The sequence below is a fragment of the Enterobacter cloacae complex sp. 370H10 genome (genome assembly GCF_050031535.1).
GTDB lineage: Bacteria > Pseudomonadota > Gammaproteobacteria > Enterobacterales > Enterobacteriaceae > Enterobacter > Enterobacter intestinihominis.
Window position 1 is genome coordinate 2,849,332 of the sequence record NZ_JBLGWG010000001.1, and the last position, 13,360, is coordinate 2,862,691.

The 13,360-nt window shown below is 53.2% G+C and carries 23 protein-coding genes and 2 tRNA genes; all 25 read right to left on the minus strand.

What is annotated here, in order from left to right:
• Position 1 precedes the first annotated feature (1 nt).
• The gene (locus ACQG2Q_RS14005) at positions 2-1,390 is read right to left on the minus strand and encodes a DUF2213 domain-containing protein (RefSeq protein ID WP_096216828.1); all 1,389 of its coding nucleotides are present in this window, start codon (positions 1,388-1,390) and stop codon (positions 2-4) included.
• 71 nt (positions 1,391-1,461) lie between these two features.
• The gene (locus tag ACQG2Q_RS14010) at positions 1,462-1,974 is read right to left on the minus strand and encodes a hypothetical protein (RefSeq protein WP_096216827.1); all 513 of its coding nucleotides are present in this window, start codon (positions 1,972-1,974) and stop codon (positions 1,462-1,464) included.
• A 40-nt stretch (positions 1,975-2,014) separates the two neighbouring features.
• Positions 2,015-3,019 carry a phage minor head protein gene (locus ACQG2Q_RS14015; protein WP_096216826.1) on the minus strand — a complete coding sequence of 335 codons (1,005 nt, stop codon included), beginning with the start codon at positions 3,017-3,019 and terminating at the stop codon, positions 2,015-2,017.
• Complete coding sequence (locus tag ACQG2Q_RS14020; protein WP_096216825.1) at positions 2,946-4,415, minus strand: DUF1073 domain-containing protein; 1,470 nt, start codon at positions 4,413-4,415, stop codon at positions 2,946-2,948. Before ACQG2Q_RS14020 ends, ACQG2Q_RS14015 begins: the two co-directional genes overlap by 74 nt.
• 12 nt (positions 4,416-4,427) lie before the next feature.
• Positions 4,428-5,900 carry a terminase gene (locus tag ACQG2Q_RS14025; RefSeq protein WP_426759085.1) on the minus strand — a complete coding sequence of 491 codons (1,473 nt, stop codon included), beginning with the start codon at positions 5,898-5,900 and terminating at the stop codon, positions 4,428-4,430.
• Positions 5,900-6,415, minus strand: coding sequence for a hypothetical protein (locus ACQG2Q_RS14030; protein ID WP_039025437.1), 516 nt, complete (start codon positions 6,413-6,415; stop codon positions 5,900-5,902). The genes ACQG2Q_RS14025 and ACQG2Q_RS14030 overlap by 1 nt, the downstream gene beginning before the upstream one ends.
• A gap of 3 nt (positions 6,416-6,418) precedes the next feature.
• The gene (locus ACQG2Q_RS14035) at positions 6,419-6,625 is read right to left on the minus strand and encodes a hypothetical protein (RefSeq protein WP_006808962.1); all 207 of its coding nucleotides are present in this window, start codon (positions 6,623-6,625) and stop codon (positions 6,419-6,421) included.
• Positions 6,622-6,831, minus strand: coding sequence for a hypothetical protein (locus ACQG2Q_RS14040; RefSeq protein WP_006808963.1), 210 nt, complete (start codon positions 6,829-6,831; stop codon positions 6,622-6,624). Before ACQG2Q_RS14040 ends, ACQG2Q_RS14035 begins: the two co-directional genes overlap by 4 nt.
• Positions 6,832-6,925: 94 nt before the next feature.
• Positions 6,926-7,189 carry an Rz1-like lysis system protein LysC gene (gene lysC, locus ACQG2Q_RS14045; protein WP_420259559.1) on the minus strand — a complete coding sequence of 88 codons (264 nt, stop codon included), beginning with the start codon at positions 7,187-7,189 and terminating at the stop codon, positions 6,926-6,928.
• On the minus strand, positions 7,095-7,490 hold the full coding sequence (locus ACQG2Q_RS14050; RefSeq protein ID WP_096216937.1) for a DUF2570 domain-containing protein: 396 nt from the start codon (positions 7,488-7,490) through the stop codon (positions 7,095-7,097). Before ACQG2Q_RS14050 ends, lysC begins: the two co-directional genes overlap by 95 nt.
• Positions 7,487-7,963, minus strand: coding sequence for a glycoside hydrolase family 24 protein (locus ACQG2Q_RS14055; protein WP_045348743.1), 477 nt, complete (start codon positions 7,961-7,963; stop codon positions 7,487-7,489). The genes ACQG2Q_RS14050 and ACQG2Q_RS14055 overlap by 4 nt, the downstream gene beginning before the upstream one ends.
• Complete coding sequence (locus tag ACQG2Q_RS14060; RefSeq protein ID WP_026080593.1) at positions 7,950-8,255, minus strand: phage holin family protein; 306 nt, start codon at positions 8,253-8,255, stop codon at positions 7,950-7,952. Before ACQG2Q_RS14060 ends, ACQG2Q_RS14055 begins: the two co-directional genes overlap by 14 nt.
• A 188-nt stretch (positions 8,256-8,443) precedes the next feature.
• A tRNA-Arg gene (locus ACQG2Q_RS14065) sits at positions 8,444-8,519 on the minus strand.
• Positions 8,520-8,522: 3 nt separating this feature from the next.
• Positions 8,523-8,600: transfer RNA gene (locus ACQG2Q_RS14070), tRNA-Met, on the minus strand.
• A gap of 97 nt (positions 8,601-8,697) precedes the next feature.
• Complete coding sequence (locus ACQG2Q_RS14075; RefSeq protein WP_016042193.1) at positions 8,698-9,195, minus strand: antiterminator Q family protein; 498 nt, start codon at positions 9,193-9,195, stop codon at positions 8,698-8,700.
• 112 nt (positions 9,196-9,307) lie between these two features.
• Complete coding sequence (locus ACQG2Q_RS14080; RefSeq protein ID WP_096216939.1) at positions 9,308-9,949, minus strand: recombination protein NinG; 642 nt, start codon at positions 9,947-9,949, stop codon at positions 9,308-9,310.
• Positions 9,942-10,112 carry a NinE family protein gene (locus ACQG2Q_RS14085; protein WP_063938397.1) on the minus strand — a complete coding sequence of 57 codons (171 nt, stop codon included), beginning with the start codon at positions 10,110-10,112 and terminating at the stop codon, positions 9,942-9,944. The genes ACQG2Q_RS14080 and ACQG2Q_RS14085 overlap by 8 nt, the downstream gene beginning before the upstream one ends.
• The gene (locus ACQG2Q_RS14090) at positions 10,109-10,543 is read right to left on the minus strand and encodes a recombination protein NinB (RefSeq protein WP_048962418.1); all 435 of its coding nucleotides are present in this window, start codon (positions 10,541-10,543) and stop codon (positions 10,109-10,111) included. The genes ACQG2Q_RS14085 and ACQG2Q_RS14090 overlap by 4 nt, the downstream gene beginning before the upstream one ends.
• Positions 10,534-10,638, minus strand: a complete 105-nt coding sequence (locus ACQG2Q_RS14095; protein WP_226883151.1) for a hypothetical protein — start codon at positions 10,636-10,638, stop codon at positions 10,534-10,536. The genes ACQG2Q_RS14090 and ACQG2Q_RS14095 overlap by 10 nt, the downstream gene beginning before the upstream one ends.
• Before the next feature lie 91 nt (positions 10,639-10,729).
• The gene (locus tag ACQG2Q_RS14100) at positions 10,730-11,011 is read right to left on the minus strand and encodes a hypothetical protein (RefSeq protein ID WP_063619183.1); all 282 of its coding nucleotides are present in this window, start codon (positions 11,009-11,011) and stop codon (positions 10,730-10,732) included.
• A 45-nt stretch (positions 11,012-11,056) separates the two neighbouring features.
• On the minus strand, positions 11,057-11,305 hold the full coding sequence (locus tag ACQG2Q_RS14105; RefSeq protein WP_226883150.1) for a hypothetical protein: 249 nt from the start codon (positions 11,303-11,305) through the stop codon (positions 11,057-11,059).
• A 58-nt stretch (positions 11,306-11,363) separates the two neighbouring features.
• Positions 11,364-12,248 (minus strand): hypothetical protein, encoded by an 885-nt coding sequence (locus ACQG2Q_RS14110; protein ID WP_233156235.1) that lies wholly within the window; start codon positions 12,246-12,248, stop codon positions 11,364-11,366.
• 3 nt (positions 12,249-12,251) lie between these two features.
• Positions 12,252-12,539, minus strand: a complete 288-nt coding sequence (locus tag ACQG2Q_RS14115; RefSeq protein WP_096216940.1) for a hypothetical protein — start codon at positions 12,537-12,539, stop codon at positions 12,252-12,254.
• Positions 12,540-12,541: 2 nt separating this feature from the next.
• Positions 12,542-12,898: an ead/Ea22-like family protein gene (locus ACQG2Q_RS14120; RefSeq protein ID WP_233156236.1), complete on the minus strand. Its 357-nt coding sequence runs from the start codon at positions 12,896-12,898 to the stop codon at positions 12,542-12,544.
• The gene (locus ACQG2Q_RS14125; protein ID WP_096216946.1) at positions 12,895-13,191 is read right to left on the minus strand and encodes a DUF4406 domain-containing protein; all 297 of its coding nucleotides are present in this window, start codon (positions 13,189-13,191) and stop codon (positions 12,895-12,897) included. Before ACQG2Q_RS14125 ends, ACQG2Q_RS14120 begins: the two co-directional genes overlap by 4 nt.
• Between the last annotated feature and the right edge of the window lie 169 nt (positions 13,192-13,360).

Genomic DNA, 13,360 nt, shown 5'->3' on the forward strand with positions numbered 1-13,360 from the left:
TTTACTCCGGCATTTCGCTGACTGATTGGGTGTTGGTAGCCTGATTGCGGAATGCACCGTTCAGGCCGAAAGATGTCTGGCACTTTGCATACATGGCGTCGAGCGCCTTACCGTCCAGATCTGCGACTTCTTCATCGCTCATGTTCATCGCCAGCTTCACAGCCGCGCGCTTTTCGCCCTTCTCTTTGTCGGCGTTCGCGTTCAGGCTGTTGAAAACGACGTCCACGCGATCGGCGAGCGTTTTCGCCCACGCTGGCATCTCTTCGTTATTGGCGGCCTGCTCTTTTTTCTTGGGCTTGCCGGTTTCCTGGTCGATTTCTTCATCGCCTTTTTTCTTGGCGGTGGCTTCTTCGACCTTCATCTGGTTGTATGCGTCCATCAGCTCGGCGTCGGACTTGCCTTCAGTCGGCTTACCAGCGGCTTGCAGCGCATTGATAATCAGTTCTTTCATCGGATCGTTCTCTCCGTTGGTTTTAATCTCGTACTCAGTGGGTTTGCGCACGACTTCTACAGGTTCGCCGACGAACACGGCCTTGCCGTCGTCATCGATGAGGTACTTCTGCTTCAGGTATTTGGTGTCATTGCGGTAGATGAAGCTGTCCGGCCACACCGTTTCAGGCCAAAGCCACTTATCTTCGGTGTCAACCTCGCGCAGCTTGTCGCTGATAGCGCGGGAGATGTCGTCGAAAGAGAAGTTGGAGGCATTGGTGAAGAAAAATTTGGTCTTGTTGAGCAACCCGTCGCGGGTGCAGTCGATTCCATCAGCCAGGCGGGCAACTTCGATCTGCTGCTCATCACCTTCTGAGTTAACGAAGATGCCGACCCCCTCCTCCGGCGTTCCGGCGCCAGGCTCATCAAGCAGCACAGCCACATGGTCAAACATCATGTTGGTGGCGATCTCGTTGTACTTTTTGCCCTTCGACTCACCATTGGCAGCGATACCGGAATACAGCAGGCCGGTGGAGATGTGGATCGGGTCTGAGTTGGTACCGGCCAGCATCTCATCCAGGCGGTTAATCAGGCGCTTGCCCTTCTCGCTGGATTCGGCGTACTGCCGGTTAACGTACATGTCGCCAGTCACCTTGCCGTCTTTGTGGCTCACGTTCTGCAGCCAGGCCCCAACGTGATACTCGTTCACCGCCCGGACATCACGCGCCGACACATGCTTGCCGTCCACTTTCGGATGGCCCAGCGGCATCGGGTTACGCTCAAGTGTGTTGTAGGCCTTTTCGATTTCTGCTGCCGGGTACAACTTCCGGTTCATCACAATATCGTCCACGACAGGCGTGATGCCGCGAACCACGATATGTGGCTTGCCGTCGATGGTTTCAGTTGTGATGTTTGAAGCGGAGTTGACGACGGTCAGCACGTTAACGCGGTTGCGTTTCATGCTGGGTCCTCACTGGTGGATTTCAGGCAATAAAAAAGGCCGCCGTGGCGACCTGTTGTGGGATTCAATAGCTATTTAAATTTCAGTTCGAACTCAGCATCTAAAACTATTGCATCAATGAGTTTTTGTGTGGTTTTAGCCATTTCATGATACGCAATGAAGTCTGGATAACCTTCCTCATGAACGCTGTGTTGTGCCGCTGCGTCATCTTGAAAGAATTTATTCAAAAACTCCCTCGTTAAGGGGCTTAGAGAAATTGGAGCAAGTACATAAAATCGATGAAGTTGAGCGTTTAACTCACGAAACCTTACCCAGTCAACTTTCCCGTCGGGCAGTGGCTGTAGGCGACGCCCCCTTTCTGCGACTGCCTCATAATAATCTGAGGCATAGTCATACATCGCTTTAATTTCGAAAAGGATGTCAATTAGCTGGTTGTAGGCCGCATGCTTTTTCTCCCACCATTTCTCATGGTAGAAACGACTTAAAGCAAATTTGGCAGTAAACCAAGCAGCGGCGACCCCTGTCGTTATTGGCACAACAAGTGTTAGAAAAAACGAACCAACTTCCTGAGGTGTAATGCTCATCGATATAATGTCATGAATATTATGATGAACCTATTTAGCACTAATCAGCATCAGGTTTCCACTGCTTACGCTCTTTCTTCAACTTATCTGCCAGCCCCTCATTGAAGATACTGCCATCGTCATTAAGCAGCACCGGAATCTGGCTGCAGTAGCAGTTGTACCTGTTGCCGTTCTCGGCGTAGAAGTCCCGCACCTCTTCGGTGGTGTAGACCTTGCCGTGACGGCTGGCGTGCCAGGTTCGCGTCGTCGGCTTGAGCGCCGACAGCCACAGAAGGCCGGTATTTAGCCCCAGCCGGTCAGCAGCCCAGTCGGTTTCGTTCCATTGCGCCTGCCGCAGCGCGCCTACCTGCTCAGTCTGAGCGATGGTCTTTGCCTTCGACATCGACACATCGAGGCGCTTGCTGATGACGCTGGCCGTTTCGCGAGGATTCACGCCGCGCGCAACCGCGTCAGTGATGATGTTGGTTAAATCGCCACGGGCGGTGTCGCTGATGACCTTCCAGTCACTGAACGTTGTCAGCCTGGCAGCCGCTATCTGGTTCAGATAACCCGGACTGCTTAAAATCTGCTGTAGCGTCGTCTGACTGGCGTACACCTGCGACTGCTGCGAGAGGTTGTTGAACGCCTCCAGCGTGCCGCGCTGTGCTTCTGCGACGACGTAATCCATCGCCCACAGGTTTTGCTCGCCACCATCCAGCAGGTAATCGTCGAGAATGGCCTGCACCGCTTCCAGCAGGTCTGCCAGTTCCTGCGCCGACATGTCGTAGATAAACTTGCCGGCGTTGACCTGGTAGAGCCGCACATCCTCGCCTTGGTCGTGGCAAAGGAAATGCCAGTTATGGCTGTTCACCTCACGCTCTCGCCCGGTCAGGCGCTGGTCAAACAGAGCTTTCAGCGCGCGCTTGATGCCGAGATACCGCTCCTCGATATCCCGGAACATCGCGGTTACCTGCTTTGCCGATCGGGTCGGGTCAACCTTGCTGCGCGGAACTATCGGCAGGCCCACCTTTGCCGTCTGTTCGAGTGTCGTCGGCCAGTGGATCATCTGTTGTCACCTTATCGTCCGGGTTAGGAGGTTCTTTTGGCTCCGGCAGCGGGTCAAGCCCAACAACTTCGCGCAGCTCATTGGCTGTAATAGGCGGCTCACCGCCATAGAAACCAGTGGTTTTCTGCACGATGTCAGACAACTTAGATGCGTTCTCGATCTTCTCTTTCTCGCCTGGCGCCAGCAGGTCGCTCCACGAAATGGTGACCTCGCCTTTGGTCGGTGGGTCAATAATGCCCAGCGTCCAGAAGCGTTCAAGCAGCGCGGTAATCCGATCTGTCAGGAAACCATTGCGCCGCGTGTTGCGACGGATAGCCCAGTCAGTTTTGTCCTCGTCGCTCGCCAGTCGCCCGGTCTGCTGACCGAACAGGATGGTGAACGGGATCTGTACGGAGGCGGCCAGTTCGTTCGCGGTGACTTCCCAGGTCGGCCCCGGGTCGCCGGGCGTAACGCTTAGAACGTGCATCTGCCCGGCCTGCATCACGGCTGCCGCATCGGTACCTCGGTTTAGCTTGTTGACCTTGTCGCCCATCGCTTCGCCGAGATCGGCATAGCCAGCCTTCTTAGCCTGGTCTGCCAGCGTGTTCATGTCGGTTTCTTTGCTGAATTCGACGGCAATCTGACGGCTGGCGTTCTTCAGGAAGCCCTCGGCGCCCCCACCAGATACTTTCTCAAGGTCGAGGCCCTTGTTGTATCCAGCTTCCAGCAGCGGGATGCCGGAAAGGACGTTGTCGTCTTCAGAACCTTCGCAGAACAGGATAACGCGGCTCGGGTGTACCGGCTCTCCGCGCATCGGACCGACAAAAGGTTCATCACCTACCGGCTGCTCGTTGAAGTTGAACATCTTCGGCTGGCCGAACGATTCTGACTGACGGTCGTTATCCCATTCGGCGACAGTTAACTGCGGCTCCCATACCGGGATGAGTTTTACCAGCGCTGACTCGCCGAGTCGTTTTACTAAAGCCTTGTCGACTTCCTGATCCCAGTTCCGATTGTCTTTCACCTGTAGCAGGAGCGCTGAGTAACGCCCAACCATATTGCGGCGGTCGGCATCCTTCACCTTCGGCCACAGCTTCTTCATGAGCTTGGTGACTTTCTTTTCCCAGGCGTTTGTATTCTTCGCCTCCTGAGCTTCATCACCGTCAACAATGACCGGATAGTCTTGCCAGCAACCATCCAGCAGGCGATGCACCACAGCGAAGCCAGCAGCGTTGCGGCGGTACATGTTGTAGAAGTCGTTGAAGGTGATTGTGCGCGGGTAGCCAAATTCCTGGTAAAGCGTCGGTCGCTTCGTGTTGCCGCCACCGATGCCGATGGCATTCAGGTAATTCGCTCGCCTCATTTCAGTGGCGAGGTTATTCACAGCCAGTTGAAGGCCGTTATCTTGTTCGCTCACTGGCGATGCTCCTTAGAAGAATACTGTGCCAACCTGCTTGCGGTTGTTCTTCGTCACAGCGAAGTAACGGAAGCTATCGGCACCGTGCGAAGTGGCGTCATGGAGAGGTTTGTCTTTCCAGCAGCCGCGCTTGTCGTCCCACTCCTTCCGGTAGCCCTCAAGGTGAGAGATACCTTCCGAGCATTTCTCCTCATCGAATACGCATTTCGGGAGGATTTCACGCGCCGACTCAATGCCGGTATCGATGCCAGCTTTCGGCACCACTTTGAAATTCAGTGAGTACATCTGACCGTCGATTTCGTACCCTTCGCGCGCCAGCTCTTTGCGTGACTTCGCATCAGCTGCGAACTCTCGGTTCTCGATATCGTGCGGCCCCCAGTGCTCGCCATACTCATAGCCGCGGTCTTTCAGCACCTTCATGTAGTGCCTCAGCCCCTCGCCGGAGTTTTCGTAGTAATCGATGATGTGGAACTCTTCGCCAACCTCGCGAACGAACCAGATCGCCGTGGAGTCGCCCACGCCGATATCCCAGAACGTGTGTACCGGGAGGTGGGAGTTATCCGGTAATTGGCCGATTCGCTTGTTGGTATAGAGCCAGCGGAACTGTTTGGCGTAATACGCGCCCTCGACCGACTGCTGGAATGCCTCGGCCGGAATGGTCGGGTATTCGCGCTTCATGTCGTCGCCGAGTGTTTTCTCTTTGGCGTAGTACCAGGCTTTCTGGCTCTCGTTGACTGCTACTCCGTGCTTCGACTCCATCTCAGCGAAGTATTCCAGCAGGCGCACCGGCAGAGACTCTACCGGGTCGATTGCGTACTGCGGGTTCTTCCACCAGGAGAAGAAGAAAAACTTCCAGTCCAGCGCGGAAAGTGGCTTACCCTGCAGCAGCGCCTTTTCTGCTGTCTGGCAGTAATCGAAGAAGTAACCCGCCCGCCCCTCGGCTGTACTCTCGATAGTAGCGAAGCATCCAGTCGATACCGCCTCAAACGCACCAGTGACGATTTCACGGGCTTTGTCTGGATACTTGGCGCATATCTTCCCGAACTCGGAAACGTGCAGGTAGCGCAGCGTACCACCACGAAACGACGTGCTGACGTATAGCGAGCCGCCCTTCTTAAAGACGAGCTCGCCAGACGAATCATTGCTCGCCGGGTTGGCAGCCTTTATCTCTGCCGGCAGCTTGTCGTATGCGTACTTCACCTTTTCACGGAACAGGCGCTTTGCGTCATTCAGCGTGTGGGCTATCAGCGCGCACTTCGCCGACTCGAACAGGGCCGCGTCGAGCTGGATGATGCACACCTCGGTAGTGAATCCGAGCTGGCGTGCTTTCAGGATTATGTTGCGGGTGTGGATCCCCTCGAAGTATTCCCGCTGCTCAGGCGTCATCCTGAAGCGCGTGGGCTTACCCTCTTTGTCGGTGATCCAGTAAAGATTGTTCAGCCGCCAGTCTTTATCCGACAGCAGCTTGATGTGCTCAGGTTTCATTACGCCCCCTGAGACAGTGAATCCATCAGGTTAGACAGGTCATCAACCGTCTTATTGCCTTCCTCGGTGTCGAGGTTGTACGCCTTGCGCTCAGCGTTTATCACTTTGATTTGAGCATCAACACCGGCAGTGATCGAGCGAGACATTGAGGCGTGGTTTTCTTCCGTGATATCTGCATCTTCGAGGAAGTCGCGCAACTTATTAGTGATGCCGCGCCATGCCGCCAGACTTTCTCGATGAGCCATGACTACAGCGGCAGCCTCATCGGAGGCCTGGTCAATAATCTGCTCATCAGTAACCACTGGTGACTGGTTACCGTCTTTGGTTACCGACTTGGTTACCTTGGCCTTGGTTGCCGCCCTGACCTTTTCTGTCAGGTCGCGCTGCCATCCTTCTTTGTTTGCTCTCTTCAGGATGGTGGCATGGTTAACGCCATGCTTTTCGCCGATGGCCCTTACTGACAATGAACCAGCCCGGTAAGCCGATTCAATGGCCTCCCAATCTGGTTTGCTCATTCGTTACTCCGTTGTTTGTTCGACCTGGCTCTTGGCCTTCAGGTAATCAAAGGTCATATCGAGCAATAGAGTGCGCAGCGCGTCATCCTCTGAAATTCGAGGGCTAAGCTCACTCACCCGACGTTGCAATTCTTCAAGCACTTCGCGTGAACGCGCAACATGCCATCTCATATCAAGAGTTACGGTAATGGGTCCTATTTTCGCTGTCATGATGCACTTTCCTCGGTTTCGCCCTCTGCCGGAACTGGCGTGAACTCCACACGCTTCACATCGGCAGGAGCGAAGTAAAGCCACTGGCCTGTTTCGGTTGCCAGCGGCACAAAGCCGTTTACCAACTCAGGCTGACGTCGTGACATCTTGCCCGTGAAGGTTTCGCCTGTTTGGGTGGTTAGCGTGATTTGGTAGATGTCGGACATGATTACCTCTTTGCCTTGTCGCAGCTGTTGCCCTGCTTCTCAGAAGTGCTTAGCCACTTACGGCTTACCCGTCAGCAAGATGATGATCACCGCCTTATTGGGGTTGAGCATTCTTTCCTTGTCGGGAGGATTCGATTTTGCGGATTGCCGCCTTATCCAGATTGCACTGCCCCAGCGCCGTATAGAGCTGAGCGTTTAACTCCAGACTTGCCTGCCACGTGAACGGAACCACCATTCCGGGGATCGGTGTGTCTGCGGTCAGGTCAGCGCTTATCGGCACCACCGGGGCCGGAACGTAAACTGTCTGCGTATTCCCGCAGGCTGTCAGCAGCGGCAGAAGGAACAAGCTGGTTAGCACACGGATCGCCTTCAAGTGCCTGCCTGATGTAGACAATGCGCGTCTCGCCTTTATGGGCCAGTTCGTTCTTTGCATTCTGGGTAGCCTGTGAGATGTCACGGATAAGGTTCATCGTGGTGATCACGTTGTTGGTGATCGCTTCCGATGTGTCTGCCCTGACCGTCGCCTTGTCGCGCTGGTATTTGTAGGTGATGGCATTGTCGCGGTAGTGATTCACCTTCCACGACAGCACGGCAAATACAAACAGGATGACAACTGGAAGCCAAAGTTTTTTCAACAACGAGATGATGGCCGTGTTCATGATGCAGGCTCGTTAACTTTGCCTCCGGCAGCCTTGAACTTTGCAATCAGAGCATCAACTTTATGTTCGAACTGACCGTAACCAGCGCCGGGAAGTGATGCCCAGATATTGCTGCAACGATCGATAGCCTGGCGAATGTCGCCACGGTCGATCAGAGGTAGCGCCCCGCGCTCTTTAATCTGCTGGAGAGCAACAGCGTCCTGGTTAGCTGGAGAGAAATCATTCAGCCCAAGCTGCTTGCGATATGCATCCCAGTAACGCGCCAGTAGTTGATAGCGCCCCGCAGCAGTAGATTTAAGTCTCGGATTCAGCGTAATCAGTTTGCGCGGGTGATCGGAGTAATCAGTAAACAGCGATCCGCCAACAATTACGTCGTAACCGTGGTTTTGGGTCGGCTGCCGTCCGTTGTCAGTGCCTTCTGACCATGCCAGCATGTCGAGAAACGCTTTGCGCTGAGGGTTAATTGTTTGCATTCTTCATCCCCGTCAGGCGTTCCCAGAAGTACGTCAGCGCCACGGAGCCCATCGCCCCGCTAATGCCCGACGTAACCAGAATCATGTAAAGGCTCAGCCCACTTTCAACGCTGATCAGGCCACCAATAAGACCGGTAAAGCCGGACACTGCAATTTGCGCCAGCGCGTTGATCCAGCTCCAGGTGGCTTTGTTCTGCTTAACGTCAATAAGGTATCGGACCAGGCCGCCCCAGCATGACAGAGCAAGGACTATCAACCATGACACTCCGGCAATGCTTTCTTTATCTTGCATACGTTTAGCCATATCACCTCCGAAAGAACGGGGTGCTGTTTGTGTAGTGGGGAAAGGCCGTCAGACACGATTGCTACGTGGCATCTGGAATTGATTGTCTGCGGCCTGAATAAAAAACCCGGCGACAGGCCGGGAAGATGAGGGTAAGGCAATGTCGGCTCTCTGGCCGTAAATACCCTGGCTGGGTTTGGCTCGCCTGGCTGGATTCGATCCAGCGACCAACCGCTTAGAAGGCGGCTGCTCTTTCCTCTGAGCTACAGGCAAATTTGGTGGGCCGTGAAGGATTCGAACCTGTCTACCCTTCCCTTATGAGGGGACTGCTCATACCAAATGAGCTTCCGGCCCTGAAACGAAAAAGCCCCGCACGATGGCGGGGCTTGGAATTTATTCATGTTACACACAACAATGGCAAAATATACGAATTAGTTTGCTCATTTGTTCATTAAATTGCAAGCACGTTGTGTGATTTATTTGCAACTTTCCTCACATTTTCGCGATCGTTAAACGCATTTTGAAGCGGTTGGTATAAACAGAACAATGAAGCATTGATGATTTGCTTCACCTCTCTACGGATTGTCGAGATGCTTGGGTGTTTGTACTGATTTCCGCCACGCGTCTTCATAAGGCGAGGCTTACTTACTGCATGCTGCCATGATGCAATTCGGATCTCGCTGGAGTTGCAGACATAGTAGGCGAAGATAACCCGCCAGGCATTTTCATCCACATTCTTCAGGTAGTGGCGAATGACAGCATCAATGAGCATTCCGTCATCATCACTACATACCGGCCGTGATGCTTGCTGGGGCTCGACGGTAGCCATGAATCTGGCAATCATGTTGATCATCGCTTTATCAATCTTGCCGGTCTGGCACCATGCGCCCCACAACTGGAGCCACTGGTCTACCCATTGATGCTGGTCGTTGGTTAATTCCAGTTTCATTATGCGGCTTCCTTATGTGGCTGATTGGTTTTGGTCTGGCTGTGCTTTGCTACTGGCGGCATGCTGGCGCGCTTAACGCTTTCTGCCTGGTAACGAAGGAAGTCGGTATGGTTCATGCGGCCTCCCGCTGTTTCAGTTCTTTGAGTTTGGCGCGGTATTCATCCCGGATCCGGATGAAGTCTTCCCGGCGGTAGTTGGTCATTGCGTGGGGGCCATTGAGCCAGTCGACGTAATCCTGCCCGTAACGAGCAACCAGGCCAGCTTCGTATTGCTGCGCGACTGTCGCCTCCTTGGCGGTGTACTTTCCGGCTCCGGCATTACAGGATTTGCACTGCTTATGGGCGTTGCGCTCTTCAAAGCGCAATTCAGGGTTAGCGCCGACCGTTTTGAAGTGGCCGCAGTCCCACTGACCGCCATGCAGATCAGGCGGATTGGTCTCTCCGCAGCTGATGCATGGCAAACCAGCATCACGCGCGCGGATGTAGGCGTTGAATGCTTGCTGAGCCTGCGCCTTGTAGTAACCGGCAGGCCGTAGCTCTGCCAGGCGTTCCTTGCGGCGTTTGCGCCCGGCCTTCTCTGCCTCTTTCTGCTCCTTGATGCGCTTGGCCGCGGCTTTCACCTTCTCCTTTTCACGTTCTTCCATCGCGAGGATTGCGCCGTGCTCCGGACAGCACCAGCGGATCCGGATGTCATGGAATTTCGGCACGAAGTATTCACCGCATACTTTGCACTTACGGCGGGATGGTTTACGCATGATTCCTCCGTGCCGCGAGACGCAGCCATTTCTGATCCACCAGGCGGGCGGTGTAGTCTTTCAGTGTCGGGATGTCGGAAGGCTTAACCTCGGCCTTACGCTTGCGCCGCGCAGGAACGCGGAAGATTTCGTTTGAGATGACGCGTGCGATAGGGCTGTTCATGCAACCCTCCCGAAATAGTCCAGCGAATAGCGCACTTCGCGGAGCTGAACGCCATTGCCTGCGGCAAAGGCCTGCGTGTACTCAATCAGGCTGTTCATGCGCTTAATGCCCATCTTCGAGGTGCTTTCTCGGATGGCGCAGAACTCTCCCTCAATACCCGGCACAACTTCACCGGGTTTGCCAGTTGCGACCGCATGCCCGGAGACAAACAGAACCTTCCATTCCGAGAGGTTCCGGCGCTTCCCTGCCCATTGCAGTTGCTTTGACACGTCGCCACATAACGCGTGGAAGAGTGAGTTTTGTGGCAATGTCCGGTCAGGGTCTGAGAAAGAAACGACGAGAGGAAACTCAGCATTCAGCGGCTGTTGATTGATGTAATCGATGAGGTTTTGGCGGATGCGCTGGTCGCGCAGCAGGAATTTTACAGCCACGCTTCACCTCCGAAGAGGTCAAACGCAGAATACAGGAAATCGCAGGTGCATTTCTGCATCTGTGACAAGGTGAGGAGTTCAGATTGTGGTCGCATTTAAGTCCCCTTAAATGCGCAGAAGTCACCGGAGTTGTTCAGGCTCCGATGACATGATTATGGCTGCTTGATTCCAGAAAATCAAAGGTTACTAAACCGTGGATGATTTCTTTGGGTGATATTTGCGAATTGCAGCATCAACACGATCGCGAGATGGTAAAACATCACATGCTATGTTGTAGTATTCACCATCATACGCTTGCTGCCTGACAACATTAAATTCTTTGAACTGGGTCATTTGGTAAGCTACCGGCTCACTGGAATTTGTTGAACGCATTACCGCTTTTGTTACCACGTTTATTTTATCAAGTCCCGCTTCATCGTTCTGGATATCACCTTCATGACCTAAACCAAAAACCAGATAATCTTCCATTTCAAGCTCCTATTGAACCTCATGAAATTCGCATTGGCTTTTTAACTATTTACTAACATTCTTAGGTAAAAAGATTTTTTCACACTTCGCCATTGATGGCTCTCTACCTGATATTTCATAGTACTGGGCATGATCTAGCATGATTTTCTTCATGCTTTCTTCGCAGTCTTTCCTGCTGTAAAAAACATTCACCGGTTCTTTTTCAATGTTCAAGTTCACCACTTCCAAAGAACAACCTGACATATTGCTGAGGCTTGCACAGGTACTCAAAACCAGCACAAATAGTTCGTGCATAAATGACTCCCTAATTACTATGCTGGTTATATTGCCCAAACTTTAGCAGAAATTACGACTATTTTTTAACGGCGGCGAGCATCGCCTTATAGCGATCCGGAAATCGCGGGCTCTCCCATTGCAGACCCATCGCCTCGCACATCTGATAAGTCGGCTCAATCGGCACCAGCACCCAACCATCCGGAATCACCGGAGAGTTGAGAGCATCGCGCTCAGCCAGAATCTTCTCACCGTCAATTGCTATGCCGGAGTTGCGAATGGCATCCACCGCATCGCGCAACTTGCAAGCCGTCGTTACAGATTCAACCATATTGTTGGAGTCACCGGAATGGTCAACCATAGCGAGCTTATCCTCGGTATGGTTGGTTATCGCTTCCTGAAAGCGTTCAAGCTCCACGTACTCCTGGCATGACCAACCGCCATCAATGAAATCACGAGCTTCAACAGCGTCGAAAGTGAATGATGTTTCGCTGCCAGTTGGTGAGGTTAAGCCGTACAGGTCTGCTACCGGCTTAAACTGTGTGGCTGGAATATTTTCAGGAATATTTTGTTGTCGATTTTGTTGTTCGGCACCCTGAAGCATGGCTGCTCGATAGGCGTTCCAGCCGACAGCTTTTCCGTGTTCAAACGCGCTGTCAAAGTCATCATCCATTTCCATCGCAGCGGGCACAGATACCGGCGCTGGCGGGGCGGCGCGATACAGAAGCACATCACCCATCTCTGTTCTGGATGCTGGCCATACGTCTGCATCGGAGCCAGATTTGAGATAATCAAGATTGGACTGGTCTATGACGCACACAGGCTCCGCTTCGAGCGATGCCAGCGCCAGCTTCATCGCCTCAAGCGCCATCACCGCATCTTCGTTTACTGCGCCGGGCACAGCATCTCGCTCTTCTTCAAGCGCAGCGATTGTCTTCAGGAGCCAGTCTTTGGTTAATGTCATGGGTTAGTAGCTCCTAAAACCGTTGCAACAGCGAAGAAATTCGACGATATAACTCTTCATTTTTTCTTGCTCGCTGCCAGACCAACCATCCGGTGGTGTCCATTCCTCGACAATCTTTGCCATCTTTTTCGCTTTGGCTGGCGTCACATCAAGCGGGTCATTGGTATGCTGATTGTTGATAAGCTTTCCCATGCCTGGAATATCCAGAACTGCAAACCACGTCCCATTAGCGAGTCCGAGGCCGGGAATACGTTGCCCACTACGGCGTTTATCTTCGAGTTCAACTGACATGCTCACTCTCCTTTACCGGCTGCGGCGACGTTGACTCCAGCATCGTGCAGTGCCTCAAGCACCTGATGCTGCTTGTAAACCATTTCCGTGTGATACGGCTCATCGAAATCGACGCGATGCAACATGCTATAGCGCTGTGGAAGTACAACCTCCCGCGCCTCCAGCTCAGCAATCCTCTTTTCTTTGGCTTCCAGCTCATCCAGCAGTGCCAGAATTTTCTTTGCATGCATTTCGATAACGTTTACCGGACACAAGCCAGTTAACGCCTGATATTCGAGAGGACACCCACGAAGAGAATGAGCCTGCTGCTCAACTTTCGCATAGAACTCTTTCTGTGGGCGTTTGTCGATGTTGCTCATTGGGCGGCTCCTTCAAATTGGTAAGAAATTTTAATTCCCAGCCTTTTAGCCATGGCATGCTCAGCGACGGCACCTTCCGACTCTTGCCACCCATGCAGCATGTGAATGGCGTCGGCGCAGCGAAGCATCGCCAGGCAGATGTCCATATACTCACGCTGAGATAAACCATCCGGGAGCGTGGCCGGATTTAATGCCATATGACCACCTGATAACATCTGCTGTGCTACTGCGTTAAACATCGGACGGTTGTAGTTTTCGTAACCCGTCATTGGTCCTGCGATGTAAATTTTCATACCCATGCCCTCCCGTACTTGTCTGATAACTCGCCAATTTGCCTGTGGATTTCCGCAAGGTCACACCCTGCGCACCCCAGAGCTTCGGCTATGAGTTCTTCCTGTTCTTTGGATGGCCCGGTTTGGAGAATCTGATTAAGTTTCCTGTTCGATACGCCGCAGTGCCTGG

Bases quoted from the DNA above. Each gene is read 5' to 3' on its own strand.
- ACQG2Q_RS14005 (WP_096216828.1), bottom strand. From the start codon at position 1,390: ATGAAACGCAACCGCGTTAACGTGCTGACCGTCGTCAACTCCGCTTCA.
- ACQG2Q_RS14010 (WP_096216827.1), bottom strand. From the start codon at position 1,974: ATGAGCATTACACCTCAGGAAGTTGGTTCGTTTTTTCTAACACTTGTT.
- ACQG2Q_RS14015 (WP_096216826.1), bottom strand. From the start codon at position 3,019: ATGATCCACTGGCCGACGACACTCGAACAGACGGCAAAGGTGGGCCTG.
- ACQG2Q_RS14025 (WP_426759085.1), bottom strand. From the start codon at position 5,900: ATGAAACCTGAGCACATCAAGCTGCTGTCGGATAAAGACTGGCGGCTG.
- ACQG2Q_RS14030 (WP_039025437.1), bottom strand. From the start codon at position 6,415: ATGAGCAAACCAGATTGGGAGGCCATTGAATCGGCTTACCGGGCTGGT.
- ACQG2Q_RS14035 (WP_006808962.1), bottom strand. From the start codon at position 6,625: ATGACAGCGAAAATAGGACCCATTACCGTAACTCTTGATATGAGATGG.
- ACQG2Q_RS14040 (WP_006808963.1), bottom strand. From the start codon at position 6,831: ATGTCCGACATCTACCAAATCACGCTAACCACCCAAACAGGCGAAACC.
- ACQG2Q_RS14050 (WP_096216937.1), bottom strand. From the start codon at position 7,490: ATGAACACGGCCATCATCTCGTTGTTGAAAAAACTTTGGCTTCCAGTT.
- ACQG2Q_RS14055 (WP_045348743.1), bottom strand. From the start codon at position 7,963: ATGCAAACAATTAACCCTCAGCGCAAAGCGTTTCTCGACATGCTGGCA.
- ACQG2Q_RS14060 (WP_026080593.1), bottom strand. From the start codon at position 8,255: ATGCAAGATAAAGAAAGCATTGCCGGAGTGTCATGGTTGATAGTCCTT.
- ACQG2Q_RS14075 (WP_016042193.1), bottom strand. From the start codon at position 9,195: ATGAAACTGGAATTAACCAACGACCAGCATCAATGGGTAGACCAGTGG.
- ACQG2Q_RS14080 (WP_096216939.1), bottom strand. From the start codon at position 9,949: ATGCGTAAACCATCCCGCCGTAAGTGCAAAGTATGCGGTGAATACTTC.
- ACQG2Q_RS14085 (WP_063938397.1), bottom strand. From the start codon at position 10,112: ATGAACAGCCCTATCGCACGCGTCATCTCAAACGAAATCTTCCGCGTT.
- ACQG2Q_RS14095 (WP_226883151.1), bottom strand. From the start codon at position 10,638: ATGCGACCACAATCTGAACTCCTCACCTTGTCACAGATGCAGAAATGC.
- ACQG2Q_RS14100 (WP_063619183.1), bottom strand. From the start codon at position 11,011: ATGGAAGATTATCTGGTTTTTGGTTTAGGTCATGAAGGTGATATCCAG.
- ACQG2Q_RS14105 (WP_226883150.1), bottom strand. From the start codon at position 11,305: ATGCACGAACTATTTGTGCTGGTTTTGAGTACCTGTGCAAGCCTCAGC.
- ACQG2Q_RS14110 (WP_233156235.1), bottom strand. From the start codon at position 12,248: ATGACATTAACCAAAGACTGGCTCCTGAAGACAATCGCTGCGCTTGAA.
- ACQG2Q_RS14115 (WP_096216940.1), bottom strand. From the start codon at position 12,539: ATGTCAGTTGAACTCGAAGATAAACGCCGTAGTGGGCAACGTATTCCC.
- ACQG2Q_RS14120 (WP_233156236.1), bottom strand. From the start codon at position 12,898: ATGAGCAACATCGACAAACGCCCACAGAAAGAGTTCTATGCGAAAGTT.
- ACQG2Q_RS14125 (WP_096216946.1), bottom strand. From the start codon at position 13,191: ATGAAAATTTACATCGCAGGACCAATGACGGGTTACGAAAACTACAAC.